General features: G+C 61.8%; 17 protein-coding genes. 5 read left to right on the top strand and 12 right to left on the bottom strand.

Features of this window, described 5'->3' with window-relative positions; translation table 11 throughout:
• Positions 1–3: 3 nt before the first annotated feature.
• The 9 genes from gltB to ACXR0M_RS10995 form a co-directional block, all read right to left on the bottom strand.
• Positions 4–4,449, bottom strand: coding sequence for a glutamate synthase large subunit (gene gltB, locus ACXR0M_RS11035; RefSeq protein WP_458831918.1), 4,446 nt, complete (start codon positions 4,447–4,449; stop codon positions 4–6).
• Positions 4,450–4,799: 350 nt separating this feature from the next.
• The gene (locus tag ACXR0M_RS11030) at positions 4,800–6,389 is read right to left on the bottom strand and encodes an AAA family ATPase (RefSeq protein ID WP_458831917.1); all 1,590 of its coding nucleotides are present in this window, start codon (positions 6,387–6,389) and stop codon (positions 4,800–4,802) included.
• A gap of 10 nt (positions 6,390–6,399) precedes the next feature.
• Positions 6,400–7,500 (bottom strand): 3-dehydroquinate synthase, encoded by a 1,101-nt coding sequence (gene aroB, locus ACXR0M_RS11025; RefSeq protein ID WP_458831916.1) that lies wholly within the window; start codon positions 7,498–7,500, stop codon positions 6,400–6,402.
• Between the two features lie 151 nt (positions 7,501–7,651).
• Positions 7,652–8,170, bottom strand: coding sequence for a shikimate kinase AroK (gene aroK / locus ACXR0M_RS11020; RefSeq protein ID WP_027611316.1), 519 nt, complete (start codon positions 8,168–8,170; stop codon positions 7,652–7,654).
• Between the two features lie 4 nt (positions 8,171–8,174).
• Positions 8,175–10,247, bottom strand: coding sequence for a type IV pilus secretin PilQ (pilQ, locus tag ACXR0M_RS11015; RefSeq protein WP_458831915.1), 2,073 nt, complete (start codon positions 10,245–10,247; stop codon positions 8,175–8,177).
• Between the two features lie 13 nt (positions 10,248–10,260).
• Complete coding sequence (locus ACXR0M_RS11010) at positions 10,261–10,788, bottom strand: pilus assembly protein PilP (RefSeq protein WP_458831914.1); 528 nt, start codon at positions 10,786–10,788, stop codon at positions 10,261–10,263.
• Complete coding sequence (gene pilO / locus ACXR0M_RS11005) at positions 10,785–11,408, bottom strand: type 4a pilus biogenesis protein PilO (protein ID WP_458831913.1); 624 nt, start codon at positions 11,406–11,408, stop codon at positions 10,785–10,787. The genes ACXR0M_RS11010 and pilO overlap by 4 nt, the downstream gene beginning before the upstream one ends.
• The gene (locus ACXR0M_RS11000; RefSeq protein WP_458831912.1) at positions 11,405–11,971 is read right to left on the bottom strand and encodes a PilN domain-containing protein; all 567 of its coding nucleotides are present in this window, start codon (positions 11,969–11,971) and stop codon (positions 11,405–11,407) included. Before ACXR0M_RS11000 ends, pilO begins: the two co-directional genes overlap by 4 nt.
• The gene (locus ACXR0M_RS10995; protein ID WP_458831911.1) at positions 11,971–13,035 is read right to left on the bottom strand and encodes a pilus assembly protein PilM; all 1,065 of its coding nucleotides are present in this window, start codon (positions 13,033–13,035) and stop codon (positions 11,971–11,973) included. Before ACXR0M_RS10995 ends, ACXR0M_RS11000 begins: the two co-directional genes overlap by 1 nt.
• Positions 13,036–13,250: 215 nt before the next feature.
• On the opposite strand from ACXR0M_RS10995, the gene ACXR0M_RS10990 reads away from it, so the two are divergent.
• The gene (locus ACXR0M_RS10990; protein ID WP_458831910.1) at positions 13,251–15,698 is read left to right on the top strand and encodes a penicillin-binding protein 1A; all 2,448 of its coding nucleotides are present in this window, start codon (positions 13,251–13,253) and stop codon (positions 15,696–15,698) included.
• Between the two features lie 231 nt (positions 15,699–15,929).
• Here the strand turns inward: ACXR0M_RS10990 and ACXR0M_RS10985 are convergent, their stop codons facing one another.
• The 3 genes from ACXR0M_RS10985 to rpmE form a co-directional block, all read right to left on the bottom strand.
• Positions 15,930–17,198 (bottom strand): malic enzyme-like NAD(P)-binding protein, encoded by a 1,269-nt coding sequence (locus ACXR0M_RS10985; RefSeq protein ID WP_458831909.1) that lies wholly within the window; start codon positions 17,196–17,198, stop codon positions 15,930–15,932.
• 183 nt (positions 17,199–17,381) lie between these two features.
• Positions 17,382–18,164 (bottom strand): thermonuclease family protein, encoded by a 783-nt coding sequence (locus ACXR0M_RS10980; protein ID WP_458831964.1) that lies wholly within the window; start codon positions 18,162–18,164, stop codon positions 17,382–17,384.
• A gap of 41 nt (positions 18,165–18,205) precedes the next feature.
• Entirely contained in the window at positions 18,206–18,427 is a 222-nt protein-coding gene (gene rpmE / locus ACXR0M_RS10975; protein ID WP_064585593.1) for a 50S ribosomal protein L31, read from the bottom strand.
• Between the two features lie 287 nt (positions 18,428–18,714).
• Here rpmE and ACXR0M_RS10970 point away from each other — a divergent pair, with 287 nt between their 5' ends.
• The 4 genes from ACXR0M_RS10970 (at position 18,715) to hslV (ending at position 24,419) form a co-directional block, all read left to right on the top strand.
• Positions 18,715–20,934 carry a primosomal protein N' gene (locus ACXR0M_RS10970; RefSeq protein WP_458831908.1) on the top strand — a complete coding sequence of 740 codons (2,220 nt, stop codon included), beginning with the start codon at positions 18,715–18,717 and terminating at the stop codon, positions 20,932–20,934.
• Positions 20,935–21,147: 213 nt separating this feature from the next.
• Positions 21,148–22,884: an arginine--tRNA ligase gene (gene argS, locus ACXR0M_RS10965; protein WP_458831907.1), complete on the top strand. Its 1,737-nt coding sequence runs from the start codon at positions 21,148–21,150 to the stop codon at positions 22,882–22,884.
• A gap of 1 nt (position 22,885) precedes the next feature.
• Complete coding sequence (locus tag ACXR0M_RS10960; RefSeq protein ID WP_458831906.1) at positions 22,886–23,602, top strand: SPOR domain-containing protein; 717 nt, start codon at positions 22,886–22,888, stop codon at positions 23,600–23,602.
• A 286-nt stretch (positions 23,603–23,888) separates the two neighbouring features.
• A complete protein-coding gene (gene hslV / locus ACXR0M_RS10955) occupies positions 23,889–24,419 on the top strand; it encodes an ATP-dependent protease subunit HslV (protein WP_090280391.1) in 531 nt (176 codons plus the stop codon).
• The last annotated feature ends 49 nt before the right edge of the window (positions 24,420–24,468 follow it).

The raw sequence follows: 24,468 nt of genomic DNA, 5'->3' as shown, positions 1-24,468 counted from the left end.
ATATCACTGCGGGTTGGCACGAGTGCTGGAAAGCAACGATTTCAGGTTGGCAGCCTTCGGCTTGACCAGCCAGAAACGACGCAAGTAGTCATCGAGGTTCTCGGCGAGTTCACGACCCCACTCGCTGTCGGTTTCCGCGACGTACTCGTTCAGCACGTTTTGCAGGTGGCTGCGATAGGCTTCCATCGCCTCGCCGCTGATCCGCTGGATTTCCACCAGTTCGTGGTTGACCCGGTCAACGAAGGTGTTGTCCTGGTCGAGCACGTAGGCGAAACCACCGGTCATGCCAGAGCCGAAGTTGTAACCGGTCTTGCCCAGGACGCAGACGAAACCACCGGTCATGTACTCGCAGCAGTGATCGCCAGTGCCTTCCACAACCGTGTGGGCACCGGAGTTACGCACGGCGAAACGCTCGCCCGCGGTGCCAGCGGCGAACAGCTTGCCGCCGGTAGCGCCGTACAGGCAGGTGTTGCCGATGATGGCGCTGTTCTGAGTCTGATAGACGCTGCCCTTCGGCGGCACGATGACCAGTTTGCCGCCGGTCATGCCTTTGCCGACGTAGTCGTTGGCGTCGCCTTCCAGGTACAGGTTCAGACCGCCGGCGTTCCACACGCCGAAGCTCTGCCCGGCAGTGCCCTTGAAGCGGAAGGTGATCGGCGCTTTCGCCATGCCCTGGTTGCCGTGCTTGCGCGCGATTTCCCCGGAGATCCGCGCACCGATCGAACGGTCGCAGTTGCAGATGTCCAGATCGAACTCGGCACCGCTGAGGTCGTTGATTGCCGACGAGGCCATCTCGACCATTTTCTCGGCCAGCAGGCCCTGGTCGAACGGCGGGTTGCGCTCAACGCCGCAGAATTGCGGCTTGTCCGCCGGGATATGATCGCTGCCCAGCAGCGGGGTCAGATCCAGGTGGTTTTGCTTGGCAGTCTGGCCCTCGAGCACTTGCAGCAGATCGGTGCGGCCGATCAGCTCTTCGAGGGAGCGCACGCCAAGTCTGGCCAGCCACTCACGGGTTTCTTCGGCGACGTAGGTGAAGAAGTTCACCACCATGTCGACGGTACCGATGTAGTGATCCTTGCGCAGCTTCTCGTTCTGCGTCGCAACGCCGGTGGCGCAGTTGTTCAGGTGGCAGATGCGCAGGTATTTGCAGCCCAGGGCGATCATTGGCGCAGTACCGAAGCCGAAGCTTTCAGCGCCGAGGATTGCTGCCTTGATCACGTCGAGGCCGGTTTTCAGGCCGCCGTCGGTCTGCACCCGGACCTTGCCGCGCAGGTCGTTGCCGCGCAGGGTCTGGTGGGTTTCAGCGAGGCCGAGTTCCCACGGTGCGCCGGCGTACTTGATCGAGGTCAGCGGCGAAGCACCGGTGCCACCGTCGTAGCCGGAGATGGTGATCAAGTCCGCGTAGGCCTTGGCCACACCGGCAGCGATGGTGCCAACGCCCGCTTCCGCTACCAACTTGACCGAAACCAGCGCCTTCGGGTTGACCTGTTTCAGGTCGAAGATCAACTGCGACAAGTCTTCGATCGAATAGATGTCGTGGTGCGGCGGCGGCGAAATCAGGGTCACGCCCGGCACTGCGTAACGCAGTTTGGCGATCAGCCCGTTGACCTTGCCGCCCGGCAGTTGCCCGCCCTCGCCCGGCTTGGCGCCTTGCGCGACCTTGATCTGCAGCACTTCGGCGTTGACCAGGTATTCCGGGGTCACGCCGAAACGGCCAGTGGCGACCTGCTTGATTTTCGAGCTCTTGATGGTGCCGTAACGTGCTGGATCCTCACCGCCTTCGCCGGAGTTGGAACGCGCGCCGAGGCGGTTCATGGCTTCGGCCAAGGCCTCGTGGGCTTCCGGCGACAGCGCGCCCAGCGAGATACCGGCGGAGTCGAAGCGCTTGAGCACCGATTCCAGCGGTTCGACTTCGCTAAGGTCCAGCGGCGTGTCGAGGGTCTTGACCTTGAACAGGTCACGAATCATCGACACCGGACGATTGTCCACCAGCGAGGTGTATTCCTTGAACTTGGCGTAGTCGCCCTGCTGCACAGCGGCTTGCAGGGTGTTGACCACGTCCGGGTTGTAGGCGTGATATTCGCCACCGTGGACGAACTTCAGCAGACCGCCCTGCTGGATCGGCTTGCGCGGGCTCCAGGCTTCAGTGGCCAGGGCTTTCTGCTCGGCTTCGATGTCGACGAAACGCGCACCCTTGATCCGGCTCGGTACGCCACGGAAGCTCAGCTCGCAGACTTCTTCGGACAGGCCGATGGCCTCGAACAGCTGCGCACCACGGTACGAAGCGATGGTCGAGATGCCCATCTTCGACAGGATCTTCAGCAGACCTTTGGTGATGCCTTTGCGGTAGTTCTTGAACACCTCATAGAGGTCGCCCAGCACTTCACCGGTACGGATCAGGTCGCCCAGCACTTCGTAGGCCAGGAACGGATAGACCGCCGAGGCGCCGAAACCGATCAGCACCGCGAAGTGGTGCGGATCGCGCGCGGTCGCGGTTTCCACGAGGATGTTGGAGTCGCAGCGCAGACCTTTTTCGGTCAGGCGGTGGTGCACCGCGCCGGTGGCCAGGGAGGCGTGGATCGGCAGTTTGCCCGGGGCGATATGGCGGTCGCTCAGAACGATCTGGGTACGCCCGGCACGCACGGCTTCTTCAGCCTGATCGGCAACGTTGCGGATCGCCGCTTCGAGACCGACGCTTTCCTCGTAGTTGAGGTCGATGATCTGCCGCTCGAAGCCCGGACGCTCGAGGTTCATCAGCGAGCGCCACTTGGCCGGCGAAATAACCGGCGAGCTGAGGATCACGCGTGAGGCGTGTTCCGGCGATTCCTGGAAGATGTTGCGCTCGGCACCAAGGCAGATTTCCAGCGACATCACGATCGCTTCACGCAGCGGGTCGATCGGCGGGTTGGTGACCTGCGCGAACTGCTGGCGGAAATAGTCGTACGGCGTGCGCACACGCTGCGAAAGCACGGCCATCGGCGTGTCATCGCCCATCGAGCCCACGGCTTCGTAGCCTTGCTCGCCGAGCGGACGCAGGACCTGATCACGCTCTTCGAACGTGACCTGATACATCTTCATGTATTGCTTGAGCTGATCGACGTCGTAAAACGCCGAACCGTGGTCGTTGTCTTCCATGGTCGCCTGGATACGCAAGGCATTCTTGCGCAGCCATTGCTTGTACGGATGACGGGACTTCAGACGGTTGTCGATCGCATCGGTGTCGAGGATCTGCCCGGTTTCGGTGTCCACGGCGAGGATCTGCCCCGGACCGACACGGCCCTTGGCGATCACGTCCTGTGGCTGGTAGTTCCAGACGCCGATTTCCGAGGCAACGGTGATGAAACCGTTGGTGGTGGTGACCCAGCGCGCCGGGCGCAGACCGTTACGGTCGAGCAGGCACACCGCGTAGCGACCGTCGGTCATGACCACGCCGGCCGGGCCGTCCCACGGCTCCATGTGCATCGAGTTGTACTCGTAGAACGCACGCAGATCCGGGCCCATGGTTTCAACGTTCTGCCACGCCGGCGGAATGATCATCCGCACGCCACGGAACAGGTCGATGCCTCCGGTGACCATCAGTTCGAGCATGTTGTCCATGCTCGAGGAGTCGGAACCGACACGGTTGACCAGCGGGCCGAGTTCTTCCAGATCCATCAGATCATTAGTGAACTTGGTCCGACGGGCCTGCGCCCAGTTGCGGTTACCGGTAATGGTGTTGATCTCGCCGTTGTGGGCGAGGAAGCGGAATGGCTGCGCCAGCGGCCATTTCGGCAGGGTGTTGGTGGAAAAGCGCTGGTGGAACACGCAGATCGCGGTCTGCAGGCGCTGGTCACCGAGGTCCGGATAGAACGCGGCCAGGTCGGCCGGCATCATCAGGCCTTTATAGATGATGGTCTTGTGCGAAAAGCTGCAGATGTAGTGGTCGGTATCGGCGGCGTTGGCCACCGACGAGCGACGACGGGCACTGAACAGCTTGACCGCCATGTCCTGATCACTCAGGCCTTCACCACCGATGTACACCTGCTCGATCTGCGGCAGGCGCTCAAGGGCCAGGCGGCCGAGGACACTGGTGTCGATCGGAACCTTGCGCCAGCCGATCAGTTGCAGGCCTTCAGCAAGGATCTCGCGGTTCATGTGCTCGCGAGCGGCTTCGGCCTTGGCCGGATCCTGATTGAAGAAGACCATGCCCACGGCGTACTGCTTGGGCAGTTCGACGCCAAAGCTTTCCTGGGCAATCGCGCGCAGGAAGGTATCAGGCTTTTGAATCAGCAGACCGCAACCGTCACCGGTCTTGCCGTCGGCATTAATCCCACCGCGGTGGGTCATGCAGGTCAGGGCCTCGATGGCCGTTTGCAAAAGGGTATGACTGGGCTCGCCCTGCATATGGGCTATCAGGCCGAAACCGCAGTTATCCTTGAATTCATCTGGTTGGTACAGACCTGCTTTCATAGACACTTTCTCACCAGGCTGCCTCTTTACGAGGCAAATTTCTTTTCAATTCAACCACTTGCTTGCCGCGCCGAACGTACGCCGGCTTTGCGGGGGCAAAAGGGTGGTCATTGTACACAGCGACACAGAGGCTCACAAATTTGACGACGAAATGTCGCAAATTCATGTCGCATTTGTGAAAGGTTTAAAGCGATCTGCTGTGCTAGTCAAAACTTTTTTAATTTTGACTGCAACGACTCAAAGACTACTGTGACGCAGACACCACAAGGCACGCGGTCTGTAGAGACGGCGCGCACTCGTAGAAATTTTGAGGTGCTTGGAGAGGCGGCCTGGGTAAGGCCGCCGAATCTTCAGCGAGTTGTTGCCAGTTCCTGTTGGACGCTGGCGACAGTGCGAGGCCAAGGTTTACCAGCCTGAACCTTCGCTGGCAAGGCCTTGATGGCAGAAACGGCTGCATCACGATTGGCAAAGCTGCCATAGGTGATCACGTAGAGAGGCTTGCCGTTGAGGACTTTCTTGAAATAACGGTACTCGCCGCCCTGCTCCTTGACGAAGTTCTGCGCGGTCGCTTCGGAGCTGGTGCCGAGAATCTGCACCACGTAGTTGCTGGTCGGCTGACCGGCGTACCAGCTGCCACCGGCCGCTTTGGCCACGGTAACCGGCTTCTCGGCCGGCTTGGCGGCCGCTGCAGGCTTGGCCGGAGCTGGTGCCGGTTTGGCCACTGGCGCTGCCGGAGCAGGCTTGGCGGTGGCGACCTGAGTCGGCGCCGGAGTCGGTTTGGCCGCAGGGACAGGGACTGGCGTCGGTGCCGGACCTGCCGGAACGCCCGCAGGCGGTGCGGAAGTGGTCACGGTCGGCGGGGTCGCGCTGGAGCCTTCGACCGGTACACCGTCGTCACCTTCGGTAATGCCGCCAGCGGCTTCGGCCAACGGGCCACGCATCACCGGCTGCGAGTTGCCGACCAGCGGCAACGGCATCGGCTGGGTATTGCCGGCGAACTCGACGTTCGGCGCGCCACCCTTGGCGCCCTGACCCAATGGCAGTTGTGCCTGTTCGTTGGCGGGTGCGCCGGTGGTTGGCGCCTTGTTGCGACCCGGCATCAGCCAGGCGGCGGCGACCGCGACCACAACGACGGCGGAAATCGCCAATACGTGTTTCTTCGGCATGTTGAACCCCATACTTGGACGCTTGACCGCAGAGCGGCTGGCAATCATGACTTCGATCAGTGCATCGCGAGCGACCTGGTTGATGTTGCCAGGCCAGCCCTCCGAGCTTTCGTGAATCTCAGAGATCTGATCCGCGGTGAAAAGTTCGACACCCCGGCCCGCACCTTCGAGCCGTTGGTCGAGATATTCGCGGGTCTCTTCTTCGGTATACGGCTGCAGTTCGATGACGTGGAAGCGCTCTTCCTCGAGGTGCAAGGCCTCCAGTTGCGCGATCAGCGACGATTCACCAAACAGGAACACGTGCGGGCGCCCTTCCGGTGCACCGGCACCCAGCGCCATCAATGCTTCGAGGGCGGATTCGTCGAGCTGCTCGGCGTCGTCCACCAGCAGATAGACTTCCTGACCGGTCAGGGCGAGCTGTACAACCTGCGCGAGAATCGCACCGACTTCGGCCTGCGCCACGTCCAGCGCCTGGGCCACCTGACGCAACACGCCAGCCGCATCACCGGCGCCACGGGCGGAAACCACCACGCTCTGCACCGATTGCTTGTTGGTGCTGGCAACCAGCGCCTGACGCAGCAGCGTCTTGCCGCTGCCTTGCGGGCCAGTGACTACCAGCAGCAGCTGGCTGTAACGCGCCAGGTGGTGCAATTGACCGAGCACCGGCTTGCGCTGGGCGGGAAAGAATTTGAAGCCCGGGACCCGCGGCGCGAAAGGGTCGTGACTTAACTGGAAATGGCCGAGGAACGCCTCGTCGGCATGCAAACTAGTCATCGGAATCTTATTAACCTTTAAGCTGAGCCAGAGCGCGGTAATCCGCACCCAGCGTGGCCTGTAGAACCTCTTTCGGATAATCGGCGGTCACCACCGCTTCGCCCATCCGGCGCAGCAGCACCAGGCGCAGACGACCGTCGATCACTTTTTTATCAATTGCCATATGTTCGAGAAAATCGGCTTCGCTCATCTCCTGCGGCGGAACCACCGGCAGACCGGCACGCTGGAACAGACGAATGCCGCGATCGCGGTCCTGCTCGCTGATCCAGTCCAGACGCGCGGACATCTCCAGCGCCATCACGGTGCCAGCGGCCACCGCTTCACCATGCAACCAGACACCATAGCCCATGTGGGTCTCGATGGCGTGGCCAAAGGTGTGGCCGAGGTTGAGCGTGGCGCGCACGCCGGTTTCCTTCTCATCGGCGCCGACCACTGCAGCCTTGGCGGCGCAGGAGCGCTCGATCGCATAAGTCAGGGCTTGCTGATCCAGCGCGCGCAGGGCATCGACATTCTCTTCGAGCCAGCTCAGGAACGGCTCATCGCAGATCAGCCCGTACTTGATGACTTCCGCCAGACCGGCCGACAGCTCACGCGCCGGCAGGGTTTTCAGCGACGCGGTATCGATCAGCACCACGTTCGGCTGATAGAACGCGCCGACCATGTTCTTGCCCAGCGGATGGTTGATGCCGGTCTTGCCGCCCACCGACGAATCGACCTGCGACAGCAGTGTGGTAGGAATCTGGATGAAGTCGACGCCGCGCTGGTAGCAGGCAGCAGCGAAACCGGCCATGTCACCGATGACCCCGCCGCCGAGGGCGATGATCGTGGTCCGGCGGTCGTGACGGGCAGTCAGCAGGCCGTCGAAGATCAGTTGCAGGGTTTCCCAGGTCTTGAAGGCTTCGCCGTCCGGCAGCACCACGGAAATCACCGAGTACTGCGCAAGGCTTTGGGTCAGACGTTCAAGATAGAGCGGCGCAACGGTTTCGTTGGAGATGATTGCCACTTGCCGCCCATGGATGTGCGGCGCCAGCAACTGGGGCTGACCCAACAAACCTTCGCCAATATGAATCGGGTAGCTGCGCTCGCCTAGATCGACCTTGAGTGTCTGCATGTGTCCCCACAGTGAAGATGGAAGCAGGCGTCCTGCCTTGAATGATTGGATGTCCGCGACCTTTGGCTGATGTGACGCCGCTCGCATGCCATCCGCCACAACCTCGACGGCCGTGACAGGTCGCCGAGGATAGCGCATTTCCGGCGGCGCTTTAACGGGGTGGAAGCTGTGCCAGGCGGTCGAGAATATCGAGCACCACCATGCGCGGCGGCCGTTCGTCGGTTTCCACCACCAGATCGGCGATCTCCCGGTACAGCGGATCGCGGATCTCCAGCAAGTCACGCAGGGTTTTTGCCGGATCGGCGGTGCGCAGCAACGGCCGGTTGCGATCGCGGGAAGTGCGGCCAACCTGCTGTTCAACGGATGCGTGCAGATACACCACCCGCCCGCCCGCATGCAGGGCCTTGCGGTTGGCGTCCCGCATCACCGCGCCGCCGCCGGTCGCCAGCACCACGCCGTCGAACGCGCACAGCTCGGCGATCATCGCCTGCTCACGGTCGCGAAAGCCGGGCTCGCCTTCCTTGTCGAAGATCCACGGGATATTGGCACCCGTGCGCAGCTCAATTTCCTTGTCGGAATCTTTGAACGGCAGGCGCAGCTCTTTGGCCAGCAACCGGCCGATGGTGCTTTTGCCAGCGCCCATCGGTCCTACAAGAATCAAATTTCGCACAGAATCAATGACTCACAGCAATCGCCTGATTATTCATGATACGCGGAGTGAGAAATACCAGCAGCTCGGATTTTTTCTCCGAAACCACATCACGCCGGAAAAGGCGGCCAAGATACGGCACATCGCCAAGAAATGGCACCTTATCTACGACCTTGCTTTGAGTATTTGAGAAAACGCCGCCGATCACGATGGTCTCGCCGTCGTTTACCAGCACTTTGGCGTTGACCTCGTTCTTCTTGATCGGCGGTACATCCTGCACTTTGTTCAGGTAGTCCGGTTCATCCTTGGTGACCTTGACCTCCATGATGATGCGATTGTCAGGGGTGATCTGCGGCGTCACTTCCAGTGACAGCGATGCCTCCTTGAACGACACCGACGTCGCGCCACTGGAGCTGGCCTCCTGATATGGAATCTCGGTGCCCTTGAGGATCTTCGCCGTCTCCTTGTCCGAGGTGACCACTTTCGGCTGGGAGACGATTTCGCCGTTGCCGGTCTTTTCCATCGCCGTCAGTTCAAGGTCGAGCAGCACGTTATCGGTGATGAAGGCGATGCCGATCCCCGAGGTATTGCCGACCGTACCCATGTCGACGAACGGCGAGTTGCTGCTGGTACTGCCCGGGGTGCCAATGGTGGTCGAGGTGCCGTTACTCACCCCGGAGGTGTTCCAGTTGCCCTTGTTCTGGACCGAACCGCCCCAGCGCACGCCCAGGCTCTTGTCGTAATCGACGTTGGCCTCGACGATCCGCGCCTCGATCATGACCTGACGCACCGGAATATCCAGTTGCGCCACGATCCGCCGCAGTTCGTCGAGACGATCCTGGGTCTGGTAGGCAATGATGTTGTTGGTGCGCTCATCCACCGTGATCGAACCGCGCTCGTCGATCTTCGCTTCAGCGCTGGTCACCGACTGGAACAGCTTGGCAATGTCCGCTGCCTTGGCGTAGTTCACCTGCAGCAATTCGCGCCGCAGCGGCGCCAGTTCGGCGATCTGCTTCTGCGATTCCAGTTCCTGGCGCTCGCGGGCGGCGATTTCATCAGCCGGCGCCACCAGCAACACGTTGCCGATCTTGCGCTTATCCAGGCCTTTGGTTTTCAGCACCAGATCCAGTGCCTGATCCCACGGCACATTCTGCAGGCGCAAGGTAATCCCGCCCTGCACCGTGTCGCTGGCCACCAGATTGAGGTTGGTGAAGTCGGCGATCAGTTGCAGCACCGAGCGTACGTCGATGTCCTGGAAGTTCAGCGAAAGCTTTTCACCGCTGTAACTGTTGCGGTCGACGTTGCGCTTTTGCAGATCGTCGACCGTCATCGGCCGAATGCTCACGGTCAGTTTGTTATCGGTCTGGTAGGTCGAATAGTCGAACGTGCCGCTGGGTTCGACCGTGATGACAGCGCGATCACCGGTGGCGGCGCTGTTGACGTATTGCACCGGGGTGGCGAAATCCTTGACGTCGAGGCGTACCCGCAGGCGGTCGGGCAACTGGGTCCGGGCAAAGCTGAGGATGATCTTGCCATCATGTTCCTGAATGTCCGGGGCAATGGTCGGGTCGGACAGATCGATGACCACGTTGCCCTCTCCCGCCGCACCGCGCTGAAAATCGACGCCACGAATGGCCTTGGCAACAGGCGCGTAAGCCTTCGCCGGCGCCGCGACCGGGCGCGGCGCAACCGCAGCGGGGCGCGTAGCCGCAGGTCTGGCGCCCTGCCCGACCACCACCAACAGATTGTTGCCTTCGACCCGCGCAGCGTAGGGCGTCAGTTGCGTCAGGTTGATGATCAGGCGTGTCCGGTCGTTGGCCTCGACCACCGTGGCGCTGCGTGCGTTGCCGCTGCCCAACTCACGGGTCTTGTTCGTCAGTTGGCTGGAAACGCCCGGCAGATCCAGCGCGATGCGCGCCGGGGATTCGGTGGTGTAGCCCTTGGGCTGTGGCGGCGGTCCGTCGAACGACAGCTTCAGCTCGACCCGGTCACCGGGCAACGCCGCGACATCCAGCGCTTTGAGGCTGGCCGCCTGAACCATCGGTGACAACAGCGCTATCCATAGCGAAAAACCGAGGGTGGAAAAAATCCTGTTCATTGTTCGACTTCCACTATGAGTGCTCTTTCAAAGGAATGGTGCGCGGACGCTCCAGCCAGGCGCCTTCGCCGTCGGGCACGATCTCGACCACATCGACCTGGGTGGCGCTGATGGCGACGATGCGCCCGTCGTTGCGCCCCAGGTAATCGCCGACTTTCAACCGATGCACGCCACCCGCGCCGCGCAGCAGGGCAAAGGAGCCGGAGGCGTTGGAGATCGTGCCGACCATTTCAAACTGCTCGATGTTGAAACCTTCCAGGTACTGTTTGACCCGGTGCGGGTCGGGTTTGACATTGCGCGCACCACGCTGCTGCCCGGCCAGATCGACCCGCACCTGACGCGAGAACGGGCTGCGCAAGTTGGCCGCGCTGTAGGTGAACGTCGGATAAGAGTGAAAAGTCGGCGTCGGTTCGATCCGGCCAGCCGGCCTCAGGCGCACTTCGTTCATGTAGGCATCGAGGTCGCCGAATTCATCACTGCTGCCGCAACCGCTCAGCCCCAGCAACAGCACCGACAGGGCGAAATAACGCATCGGGGTCATTTTTCCAGCCCCTTGTCGTTATAGCGGTAAGTCTTGGCGAGGATGCTCATGCGCAGCTTGGTCCCGCCATCCGGGTTGGCGGGCTCGAGTTCGAAATCATGCAGCGTGACGATCCGGGGCAACCCGGCGACGCCGCTGACGAAGGTGGCGAGGTCGTGATAGGCGCCGGTGACGGTGATCTGGATCGGCAGTTCGATGTAGAACGGCTGAGTGACTTCGGGCAACAGCTTGATTTCTTCGAATTCCAGCCCGCTGCCCAAACCAGTGCGCGTGATGTCCTCCAGCAGCCCCGGAACCTCGGTATCGCTGGGCAGTTGCCGCAGAAGCACGCCGAAGGAGTTCTCCATTTCCTTCATCTGCTCGGTGTACGGCTCCAGATTGGCGGCCATGCGCGCCTTGCTGGCGAATTGTTCCTTCAAGGTGTCTTCTTCCTGACGCTTGGCTTGCAGCTGGTTTTCCATGTCGCTGATGAAAAAGTTATAGCCAAGCGCCAACACCAGCACCGCCAAGAGTGCCCCGGCGATGGTCTTCACCGCGGCCGGCCACGAGCCGATGTTGCTGGTATCCAGATCGTTGAAGTCGATATTGCGCAAACCCTGCAGCCATTCGGACGGTTTCATTTATCGCCCTCCACAATGGCTGGCTGCGTTTGACGGACGGTCAACTGAAAGACGTTGGCCTGATCCACCTGACCGGCGGTCGTCGCTTTCACCTCGTTGAGGCTGGGCGCATCAAACCAGTCGGAAGCATCCAGATTGCGCATCAGCTCCGACACCCGATTGTTGGACTCGGCTGCACCGCTGATGGACAGGGTCTTGCCCTGCAGTTTCACGCTGGTGAAATACACGCCATCCGGCAGCGTGCGCGCCAGTTGATCGAAAATCCGCCCGCTGATCTGTCGGTTACCCTGCAGGTCCTGGATGATGCGCATGCGTTCGACCAGTTGCTGACGCCGCGCCTTGAGGTCACTGATCTGCTTGATTCGTTCGTCGACCACGGCGATCTGCTTGCCGATATAGGCATTGCGCGCGGCCTGCCGCTCGATGGCGGCACTGAAGATCTGATCGGCGATGAACAACGCGCCCACCGATCCGACGAAAACCCCGGTCAGGATCAGCAGAAAGCGTTTGCGCCGTTCTTCGCGGCGCTCCTCACGCCAGGGGAGTAGGTTGATCCGCGCCATCAGTCGAAACTCCTGAGCGCGAGCCCGCAGGCAATCATCAGGGCCGGCGCGTCACTGGCCAGGGCCCCGGCGTTGACTTTGCTGCTCAAGGCCATGTTGGAAAACGGGTTGGCGACCTGGGTCGGCGTGCCCAGACGCTGCTCGATCAGGCGATCCAGTCCCGGCACCGAGGCCGTGCCGCCGGCCAGCAGGATGTGATCGACCGCGTTGTATTGCCCGGAGGCAAAGAAGAACTGCAGCGAGCGCGACACCTGCTGCACCAGCGCCTCGCGAAATGGCTGCAGCACCTCGCTGACGTAGTCGTCGGGCAGACCGCCCTGCTTCTTCGCCAGGCCAGCCTGCTCGACGGTCAGGCCGTAGCGGCGCTGGATTTCCTCGGTCAGTTGCCGGCCACCGAACAGTTGCTCGCGGGTGTAGATGATGCGGCCGTTATGCAGAACGCTGAGGGTGGTCATGGTCGCGCCGATGTCCACCACCGCCACGGTCAGGCGCTCCTGCGAGGCTGCCAGCTGGGTGGCGAGCAGGCCGAACGAGCGCTCCAGCGCGTAGGCTTCGACATCGACCACCCGCGCGGTGAGCCCGGCCAGCGCCAGCGCCGCCTCGCGGACTTCAACGTTTTCCTTGCGACAGGCGGCCAGCAGCACATTGACTCGCTCCGGGCTGCGCGGCGAAACACCCTGGACCTCGAAATCGATGGCCACTTCATCCAGCGGATAGGGAATGTACTGATCGGCCTCGATCTTCAGCTGGTTTTCCAGCTCGTCGTCGGTCAGCCCGGCATCCATTTCGATGACTTTGGTGATCACCGCCGAGCCGGCCACCGCCACCGCCACGCTGCGGGTGCCGGTGCGCGCCTTGGCCAGCACCCGGGACAAGGCCTGGCCCACGCCTTCGAGTTCGGCGATATTCTTTTCGACCACAGCGCTGGGCGGCAGCGGCTCCACTGCATAGGCCTCGACCCGGTAGCGGTCGCCCTGCCGGCTCAACTCCAGCAGCTTCACCGAGGTGGAGCTGATGTCGATCCCCAGTAACGTATTGGTCTTTTTATTGAAGAGTCCCAGCACTACCAATTCCCTATGACTTTCCGTGAGTTACGGACTCTGTAATACGCATTGCGTTCCTTCACCCCGTCTTGACAGAAGCGCAAATGACGCCCCCAGCAGAAAAGTGCTTATAATGCGCAGCGTTTTTTTCCGCTTTTTACTGCCGGCCCAGGTCGTTCTGTGTGTTCCCGGAACCCTGTCGCCACATTCATTCTTTGCCTGGATGTTCAAAAGCCTTGATTCGTCTGCTGAAATTTTTCGGTTGGTCCATCGTCGCCGTTTTCTGCGGACTGCTTTTAGGTCTCAGCGGCGCGTTTCTTTACCTTAGTCCGGGTTTGCCGTCTGTGGAGGCGCTGCGAAGCATTCAGTTGCAGATTCCCCTGCGCGTCTACAGCAGCGACAACAAGTTGATCGCAGAATTTGGCGAAATGCGCCGGACTCCGATCCGTTTCGCCGACATTCCGCCCAATTTCATTAATGCGTTACTAAGTGCTGAAGACGACAATTTCGCCAACCACTATGGCGTCGATCCAAGCAGCCTGATGCGTGCGGCGACCCAACTGGTGAAAAGCGGCCACATCCAGTCCGGCGGCAGCACCATCACCATGCAGGTGGCCAAGAACTTCTTCCTGACCAGCGAACGCAGCTTCTCGCGCAAAACCACGGAAATTCTCCTCGCCCTGCAGATCGAACGGCAGCTGACCAAGGACGAGATCCTCGAGCTGTACGTGAACAAGATCTACCTGGGCAACCGCGCCTACGGCATCGAGGCCGCTGCGCAGGTGTATTACGGCAAGTCGATCCGCGACATCAGCCTGGCGCAGATGGCGATGATCGCCGGCCTGCCGAAAGCCCCGTCACGCTTCAACCCGCTGGCCAACCCGGCGCGCAGCAAAGAGCGTCGCGACTGGATCCTCGGGCGCATGTACAAGCTCGGGAAGATTTCCGAGGCCGACTACACCGCCGCGATCAACGAGCCGCTGAACGCCAGCTATCACGTACCGACCCCGGAAGTGAACGCGCCGTACATTGCTGAAATGGCCCGCGCCGAAATGGTCGGCCGCTACGGCAGCGACGCCTATACCGAAGGTTTCCGCGTCACCACCACGGTACCGAGCAACCTGCAGGAAATGGCCAACACCGCCCTGCACGAAGGCTTGATGACCTACGACCAGCGCCATGGTTACCGTGGCCCCGAGTCGCGTCTGCCGGGCAAGACCCACGAAGCATGGGCCACCGAGCTGACCAAGCAGCGCACCATCAGCAGCCTGGAGCCGGCCATCGTCACGCAGGTCGACAAGAACGGCTTGCAGGTGCTGACCCGTACCGGCGAAGAACACGTCGCCTGGGACACCATGAAATGGGCGCGACCGTTCCTCAATACCAACAGCATGGGTGCCGCGCCGCGCCAGCCGTCGGATGTGGCGCAGGTCGGCGATCTGATTCGCGTGCAGCGTCAGCCGAACAACTCGCTGAAGTTCAGCCAGATTCCGCAGGCGCAAGGCGCGCTGGTGTCGCTGGATCCGCAGAACGGTGCGATTCGCTCGCTGGTCGGTGGTTTCGCTTTCGAGCAGAGCAACTACAACCGTGCGCTGCAGGCCAAGCGTCAGCCGGGCTCGAGCTTCAAGCCGTTCGTCTACAGCGCCGCGCTGGACAGCGGTTACACCGCAGCGACCCTGGTCAACGACGCGCCGATCGTGTTCGTCGACGAATACCTGGACAAGGTCTGGCGGCCGAAGAACGATACCAACACCTTCCTCGGCCCGATCCGTCTGCGCGAGGCGCTGTACAAGTCGCGTAACCTGGTGTCGATCCGTCTGCTGCAGGCGATGGGTGTAGGCAAGACCATCGACTACATCACCCGCTTCGGCTTCAACAAGCAGGATCTGCCGCCGAACCTGTCGCTGGCGCTGGGCACCGCAACCCTGACGCCGATGGAAATCGCCACTGGCTGGAGCACCTTCGCCAACGGCGGCTTCAAGATCACCCCGTATATCATCGACAAGATCGAAAGCCGTAATGGCGACACGCTGTTCGTCGCCAACCCGCCGACCGTGCCACAAGGCGTGTCGGCCACCGACGGCCTGGCTGCACCAGCCACTCAGCCGATCACCGTCAACGCCGCGCCGGTTCCGGGTGAAGCCCCGGGCGCTACCGCCGCGCCACAGACGCCGGCCGTGGCCGAGCGGATTGTCGACGGCCGCACCACTTACATCCTCAACAGCATGTTGCAGGACGTGATCAAGCTCGGCACCGGCCGCCGCGCACTGGCCATGGGCCGCAGCGACATCGCAGGCAAAACCGGTACCACCAACGAATCGAAAGATGCGTGGTTCTCCGGCTACAACGGCGATTACGTGACCACCGTATGGACCGGTTTCGACCAGCCGGAAAGCCTCGGTCGCCGCGAGTTCGGTGGCACCGTGGCGCTGCCAATATGGATGAACTACATGTCGGCGGCACTGAAGGACAAGCCGCCGCATGTGCAGCCTGAGCCGGAAGGCATCCTCAGCCTGCGGGTGGATCCGGTCAGCGGCCGGGCAGCGACGCCTAGCACGCCTGGGGCCTACTTCGAACTGTTCAAGTCCGAAGATACCCCGCCATCGGTGAACGAGCTGGGTAACGGCGTCGTACCGGGCAGCCCGCTGCCGGCGGATGAGCAGGCGCCGATCGATTTGTTCTGATCCAGCAACATTGAAAAGCCCCGCCTTCGATTGAAGTGCGGGGCTTTTTATTGCCTGGAGCGAAGATCAAAAGATCGCAGCCTTCGGCAGCTCCTACAGTATTCACGAACGAACACTGAACCTGTAGGAGCTGCCGAAGGCTCGGGCCGCGTTCGGACGATCTTTTGATCTACCTAATAAAAAACCCCGACTCTCACGAGCCGGGGCTTTCGGTTGAAGCGCTACAACGACTTAGCCGTTGAACACTTCATCCACGCTTTTCAGCGGGTAGTTCTTCGGATACGGCAGGGTCGCCACACCAGTCTCGATCGCGGCTTTGGCCACGGCGTCGGAGATCAGGGTGATCAGGCGCTTGTCCATTGGCTTCGGAATGATGTACTCACGACCGAATTCCAGCGGCGCGCCACCGTAGGCGTCGCACACGTCCTGTGGCACTGGCAGTTTGGCCAGTTCACGCAGGGCATTGGCGGCAGCGATTTTCATTTCTTCGTTGATGCGCTTGGCGCGAACGTCCAGAGCACCACGGAAGATGAACGGGAAGCCCAGGACGTTGTTGACCTGGTTCGGGTAGTCCGAACGGCCGGTGGCCATGATCACGTCACTACGGGTGGCGTGAGCCAGTTCCGGGGAGATTTCCGGATCCGGGTTGGAGCACGCGAACACGATCGGGTTGGCGGCCATCAGCTTCAGTTGCTCGGCGGTCAGCAGGTTCGGGCCGGACAGGCCGACGAACACGTCTGCACCATTGATGGCGTCGTCCAGGGTGCGCTTGTCGGTCGCGTGAGCGAAGACAGCTTTGTACTGGTTCAGATCGTCACGGCCGGAGTGGATCACACCGGTACGGTCAACCATGAAGATGTTCTCGACCTTGGCACCCATGCTCACCAGCAACTTCATGCAGGAGATGGCTGCTGCGCCGGCGCCGAGGCAGACGATCCTGGCTTCCGGCAGGGTTTTGCCGGCGATTTCCAGGGCGTTGATCATACCGGCCGCGGTCACGATCGCGGTACCGTGCTGGTCATCGTGGAACACCGGAATGTCGCACTGCTCGATCAGAGCACGTTCGATCTCGAAGCACTCAGGTGCCTTGATGTCTTCCAGGTTGATGCCACCGAAGGTGATGGAGATGCGCTTTACGGTGTCAATGAAGGCTTGCGGGCTTTCGGAATCGACTTCGATGTCGAATACGTCGATACCGGCGAAGCGCTTGAACAGTACGCCTTTACCTTCCATCACTGGCTTGGAAGCCAATGGGCCGAGGTTACCCAGGCCGAGAATCGCGGTGCCATCGGAAATGACTGCAACCAGGTTGCCCTTGCCGGTGTACTTGTAGGCCAGTTCAGGATCGCGGGCGATCTCACGTACTGGTTCAGCTACGCCGGGGCTGTAGGCCAGCGACAGGTCGCGGGCAGTAGCAGTGGCCTTGGTGAGCTCGACACTCAGCTTCCCCGGACGAGGATTGGCATGATATTCGAGAGCGGCAGTTTTCAGATCAGACATTTTGGCATTCCGCTTTTTTACTGTTGGACAGACTGGTCAGCGAGGATACGCGCCTCGCATAGTCCCCACAAGACTGAGCAGTCACCCCTGTCAAGCGCCCTGTCCTACGACTTTGGGCCAAGAGCCACGGCGCACAAGGGTTGGACTGTTCACAATCGACAGAAAAAATGTCTACAACTTTTTTCAGCGAGCGCTTTGCAGCATCGATGGATCGGTCAGTGGCAACAGCCAGCGCGGTTGCCCCGATTTCAGGCCGCCGCGCCGTGATCGATCAACGATCCACCCGCGCGCCTCGATCTGCGTGCCTTTCAGCGCCTGCCAGCGGGACGCGTCGAATTGTCCGACAAGATTGGGCGCAACGCGCAATACAACCGAACCCTGCAACTCGATCCAGATTCCGCCACGATTGCGCTGAACCTTGCTCACACGCCCGCTGATCACGGCGAAACCGGAATCCTCAATCTGCTGCGCTTTCAGTACAGGCGACTGGCGCCAGAGGCCGCGACCGGTCTGCCGCGCACTGCGCTCGGCTGCCTGTTGGCAAGCGACCAGATCGACGTTCGGCGCCACCGCGACCTGAAATCCGAGGCCGTCGGCGAGCATTTGCGCTTCAAGATTGGCGCCGCCGGCACTGTAGACGTGCGCTAGGGTGCGGCCGTAATGGTCCTTGGCCTGCTTGCCCGGCAGCAAACCGACCCGACCGCCGCTGTCCGCCACCAAGGCTTCGAGGCGTTTGCGCGCGGCCACGGCGAAGGGCTGGTCGCCGCGCCCCTGCCTGCCCAGTTCCGGTGTGTTGAGGCCGATCATGCGCACACTGCGCCCATCGCTCAGGCGCAACGTATCGCCGTCGACCACGCGCTGCACGCTGACACTGCTCAGGCCGGCGGGCGCCGGGCAAAAGGCCTGGGCCGCGGACAGCCAAATCGCAGACACAAAAAAGGCGCCCACAAGGGACGCCTTTTTCATCAGTCTGGAGAAGTCGAAACGACTTTCCAAAATGATCAGCCTCAGGCTTTTTTGCCGACGCCGAAAGTAGCGAAACGGTCTGCGAACTTCTGCACACGGCCGCCGGTGTCCAGAGTCTTCTGCTTACCGGTGTAGAACGGGTGGCATTCGTTGCAAACGTCGATCGCCAGGGCTTTGCCGAAGGTCGAACGAGTTTCGAACTTGTTACCGCAGGAGCAGGTAACAGCGATTTCTGGGTAATTCGGGTGGATATCGGCTTTCATGGTGCATTCCTCAGGCTAGCGTGCCGCCATCCAACACTATTGTTGAATACCGCACGTAATTAGGCCGCGGATTCTACCAGACAATGTCAATCGCGCAAGCTGTCCCTGAGACCGACCGTCTGCTAGGCTCCCGGCCTTTAACGCATTCCATTGTGGGAGCGGGCTTGCTCGCGAATGCGTCGTGCCAGTTAATGACTCAGTGCCTGACACACCGCATTCGCGAGCAAGCCCGCTCCCACAATTGATCTGCGCTTGCCCCTTCCTTGCGTTTATAGAGATCTCCCCGCGTGCCCGACGCCATTCTGCGCCTCGCCCTGCCTTCGCCCCTGCGCCGCCTGTTCGATTATCGAGCGCCGGCCGGGGTGTCGCGTGACCGGTTGCAGCCGGGCATGCGCCTGCGGGTGCCGTTCGGTCGGCGCGAGATGATCGGGATTCTGGTCGAAGTCACCGACACCAGCGACGTGCCGTTGGAAAAACTCAAACCGGCGCTGGCCCTGCTCGATACCGAACCGCCGCTGCCGCCAGCCCTGTTCAAGCTGTGCCTGTGGACATCGCAGTATTACCAGCACAGCCTTGGCGACACCTTGAGCTGGGCGTTGCCGGTGCTGCTGCGTCAGGGCGAACCGGCCGAGGCTCGCCAGGAGCGCTTCTGGTCGATTACGCCCGACGCCAGCCTCGATGATCCGCGCATCGCCCGCGCGCCACGCCAGCGCGAAGCACTGGCGACCTTGGCGCAGCATCCGCACGGCGTCGCCCATCAGTTGTTGAGCAAGCTGATGCTGAGCAAAGACAGCCTCGATCTGCTGCTGGCCAAGGGTCTGGTGCAGGTGGACATCCGCCGGCACGCCCCGGGCGTACGGCACGAACACTGGCTGGCGCAGCCGGAACTGCCGCTGAACAGTGAACAACGCGCCGCTTACGAGGCGATCCGCGCCGGGTTCGACAGTTATCACGCGTTTTTGCTGGCGGGCGTCACTGGCAGCGGCAAGACCGAAGTCTATCTGCAACTGATCCGCGAGACCCTCGAAGCCGGCAAGCAGGCGCTGGTGCTGATCCCGGAAATCAACCTCGGGCCGCAGACCCTGGCGCGTTTCGAGCAGCGCTTCAACGCACGCATCGCCCTGCTGCATTCGGCGGTCAACGACCGCGAGCGGCTCGATGCCTGGCTCGCCGCCCGGGACGGCGAGGCCGACATTATTATCGGCACCCGCTCGGCGCTGTTCACCCCGATGAAAAACCCGGGGCTGATCATCATCGACGAAGAACACGACGGCTCTTATAAACAGCAGGAAGGCCTGCGCTACCACGCTCGGGATCTGGCGCTGGTGCGCGCCCGCCAGGAAAACATTCCGATCGTGCTCGGCTCCGCCACACCGTCGCTGGAAAGCCTGCACAACGCCTACACCGGGCGCTATGGTTTGCTGCGCCTCAACGAGCGGGCCGGTGGCGCCAAACAACCGCGTTTCCTGCGTCTGGATGTGAAAAGCCGTCCGCTGGACAGCGGGATTTCCGGGCCGATGCAACAAGCCATCGGCCAGACCCTCGCCGCCGGCCAGCAGGTGCTGGTGTTCCTCAACCGCCGCGGCTTTGCGCCGACGCTGCTGTGCCACGATTGCGGCTGGATGTCCGAGTGTTCGCGCTGCGATGCGCGGATGACCGTGCACCAGCGCTATGGCGAACTGCGCTGCCACCACTGCGGCAACGTCGAGCGCACGCCGCGCCAGTGCCCCAAGTGCAACAAGGTCGACTTGCGTCCCGTGGGCGCCGGCACCGAACGCGCCGAGGAGCGGCTGGCGATTCTGTTCCCGGACTACCCGGTGCTGCGCGTCGACCGCGACAGCACTTCGCGCAAGGACGCGATGAATCAGTTGTTCGCGACAATCCAGAAAGGTCAGCCGTGCATTCTGGTCGGCACTCAGATGTTGGCCAAGGGGCATCACTTCCCAAGGGTTACGCTGGTATCGATTCTGGACGCCGACGGCGGACTGTTCTCCGGCGACTTCCGCGCCAGCGAGCGCATGGCGCAATTGATTGTGCAGGTGGCCGGGCGCGCCGGGCGGGCTGAAGAGCCGGGCAAGGTGATCATCCAGACGCACCTCGCTGACCATCCGTTATTGGTGCAGTTGACCGAGCAGGGTTACTTCGCCTTTGCCGAGCAGGCCTTGAGTGAGCGCCGCGCCGCCGGGCTGCCGCCGTTTTCGCATCTGGCGCTGTTGCGCGCCGAAGCGCACAAGCCGGGCCAGGCAGAGGGCTTTCTCGATGAAGCCTGCAGCGCCGCCGAGCGTTTGCTCGCCGAACACCGTCTGGGTGGTATTGAGCTGCTCGGGCCGGTGCCGGCGCCGATGGAGCGGCGTGCCGGGCGCTATCGAGCGCAGCTGTTGGTGCAGGCGACGGCGCGGGCACCGCTGCATCGGTTGCTCGCCAGCTGGTTGCTGGAGCTGGAGCAGATGCCGAGCGGGCGCGCGGTGCGCTGGTCGCTGGATGTTGATCCGGTCGATTTGTATTGAAGAGCAAAAGATCGCGGCCTGCGGCAGCTCCTGCAGAAAAACGCTAAACCCTGTGTAGGAGCTGCCGCAGGCTGCGATCTTTTGCTTCTAATGTCACCACATATCCACATCCTGCCTGCTAAGGTTGGCAAGCCCGTCTTCGCAACGGATAATGCCCAGTTTTTCCACCCGCGCATCGATGCGCCGCCGCGCTTGCGGTCGAAAGAGAAGACCATGAAAGACACCATTCGCCAGCTGATCCAACAAGCCCTCACCCAACTCGTCAACGAAGGTGTGTTGCCTGAAGGCCTGTCGCCGGCGATTCAGGTGGAGAACGCCCGTGACAAGACTCACGGCGACTTCGCCAGCAACATCGCCATGATGCTGGCCAAGCCTGCGGGCATGAAGCCGCGCGATCTGGCGGAGAAAATCATCGCCGCGCTGCCGGCCGACGAAAACGTCAGCAAGGCGGAAATCGCCGGCCCGGGCTTCATCAATTTCTTCCAGAACACCCAGGCCCTGGCCTCGCGCCTCGACGCCGCCCTGGCCGACGCTCACGTTGGCGTGCGCAAGGCCGGCCCGGCGCAGCGTACCGTGGTCGACCTGTCGGCGCCGAACCTGGCCAAGGAGATGCACGTCGGCCACTTGCGCTCGACCATCATCGGCGACGGCGTGGCGCGCGTTCTCGAGTTCCTCGGTGACGAAGTGATCCGTCAGAACCACGTCGGCGACTGGGGGACCCAGTTCGGCATGTTGATGGCCTATCTGCAGGAAAACCCGATCACCAGCGACGAGCTGTCCGATCTGGAAAACTTCTACCGCGCTGCCAAGCAGCGTTTCGACGAATCCCCGGAGTTCGCCGACCGTGCCCGTGGTCTGGTGGTCAAGCTGCAGGCCGGCGACGCCGAGTGCCTGGCGTTGTGGACCCGGTTCAAGGACATCTCGCTGTCGCACTGCCAGAAGATCTACGAACTGCTCAACGTCAAACTGACCATGGCCGACGTGATGGGCGAAAGCGCCTACAACGACGACCTGATCAACGTGGTCAACGACCTCAAAGCCGCCGGCATGCTGGTGGAAAGCAACGGCGCCCAGTGCGTGTTCCTCGACGAGTTCAAGAATGCCGACGGCGAGCCGCTGCCGGTGATCATCGTCAAGGCTGACGGCGGTTACCTGTATGCCACCACTGACCTGGCCGCCGTGCGCTACCGCAGCGGCAAGCTCAAGGCTGACCGCGCGCTGTATTTCGTCGACCAGCGTCAGGCCCTGCACTTCCAGCAAGTGTTCGCCGTGGCACGCAAGGCCGGTTTCGTGACCCATCCGATGGAGATGGAGCACATGGGCTTCGGCACCATGAACGGCGCTGATGGCCGTCCGTTCAAGACCCGTGACGGCGGCACCGTGAAACTGATCGACCTGCTCACCGAAGCGCAGGAACGTGCCTACAACTTGGTCAAGGAAAAGAACCCGGAGCTGGCCGAAGACGAACTGCGCAAGATCGCCAAAGTGGTTGGCATCGGTGCGGTGAAATACGCCGACCTGTCCAAGCACCGCACCAGCGACTACAGCTTCAACTTCGACCTGATGCTCAACTTCGAAGGCAACACCGCGCCCTACCTGCTGTATGCCTACACCCGTGTGGCTGGCGTTTTCCGCAAACTGGGCAAGGATTTCAGCGAAGTCGACGGCCAGATCGTCCTCGAAGCCGCACACGAGCAGGAGCTGGCAGCCAAGCTGGCGCAGTTCGGCGAAGTGCTGAACAACGTTGCGGAAAAAGGCACCCCGCACATCCTCTGCACCTATCTGTACGACGTTGCCGGTCTGTTCTCCAGCTTCTACGAGAACTGCCCGATCCTCGCCGCCGAAACGCCGGTCCAGATGCAGAGCCGTCTGCGTCTGGCCGCGCTGACCGGCCGTACTCTCAAGCAAGGCCTGGAACTGTTGGGCCTGGAAACTCTGGAGCGCATGTAAGTTGGCTGCCAAGAAAAAACCTGCACCCAAGCGTGGCGCCAGCCGTTACCAAGCTCCTGCAAAGCAACCGATCCCGGGCTGGCTGTGGATGGCCATCGGCCTGACGGTCGGCGCGTTCATCGTGTTCCTGATGAAACTGGAGCCGGGCAAGGGCAGCGACACGGTCAAGCGCGAGAAAGTCGAGCAGGCACAACAGCAGAAAGCGTCGAAGATCGCCGAGGCCAACAAGACCCCGCCGAGCCCGACGCAACCAGTGAAGCCGAAGTACGACTTCTACACCCTGCTGCCGGAGTCGGAAGTGATCGTGCCGCCGGACGCCGTGCCGGAGAAAACCCTGCCGACGCCGCAAGTGCCGAACATCCCGACGACGCCGGTAACCCCGGCAGAAGCGGCGAAGATCGACACCGCGCGTGCGCAGGCAGCATTGGCCGGGATCACCCCGCCGCCAGCGCCACCGGTGAGCAAAGCCGCGCCCGTGACCAAGTTCTTCCTACAGGCCGGCTCGTTCCGCAAGGAAACCGATGCCGACAAGGTTCGAGCGCAGATCATCCTGCTGGGCCAGGCCGTTTCGGTCGAGTCGGGCACGGTGAAGGACGAAACCTGGTACCGCGTCCTGGTCGGCCCGTTCAGCAACCGCGAACAACTGACCACGGCACAGAAACAACTGGCCGGCGCCGGCTTCAGCAACCTGTTGTTACAACAACGCCAGAGCCGCTGATTATCCATCGTGGGCACCTCTCCCGGAGGTTGCCCACAATCCCTGTGGTGAGGGGATTTATCCCCGACCGGCTGCGCAGCAGTCGTAAATCCGGCATTCGCGGTGTGTCAGACCGATTGCAATTGCAGGTTCAAGGGCCGCTTCGCGTCCCATCGGGGATAATCCCCTCGCCACAGTCGTCACACACCATTCGTCTCCCATTACCCTTCCCGGTTGAAATCCTCTCCAGCACCCCCATATGAATGGGCATAAGGCACTTTCGCCCCGCTGCGTGGAGACTCTTCCCTTGACCACCATCGTTTCAGTCCGCCGCCACGGCAAAGTCGTCATGGGCGGCGACGGCCAGGTTTCTCTCGGCAACACCGTGATGAAAGGCAACGCGAAGAAAGTTCGCCGCCTGTACCACGGCCAGGTCATCGCCGGTTTCGCCGGTGCCACCGCCGACGCCTTCACCCTGTTCGAACGTTTCGAAGGCCAGCTCGAGAAACACCAGGGCCACCTGATCCGCGCCGCCGTCGAACTCGCCAAAGAATGGCGTACCGACCGCTCCCTGAGCCGCCTCGAAGCCATGCTCGCGGTCGCCAACAAGGACGCCTCGCTGATCATCACCGGCAACGGTGACGTGGTCGAACCCGAAGACGGCCTGATCGCCATGGGTTCCGGCGGCGCCTTCGCCCAAGCGGCGGCCAGCGCGCTGTTGAAAAAGACCGACCTGTCGGCCCGTGAGATCGTCGAAACCGCCCTCGGCATCGCCGGCGACATCTGTGTATTCACCAACCACACCCAGACCATTGAGGAGCAGGATCTCGCTGAATAAGCCTGACGCGGCCTGTGTGCCACGGCTTGTTTCTGCTTGAGGACCGCCA

This window comes from Pseudomonas sp. Eth.TT006 (assembly GCF_054456575.1).
The sequence above is the reverse complement of the archived record's forward strand: the minus strand, read 5'-3'. Positions and strand labels throughout refer to the sequence as shown.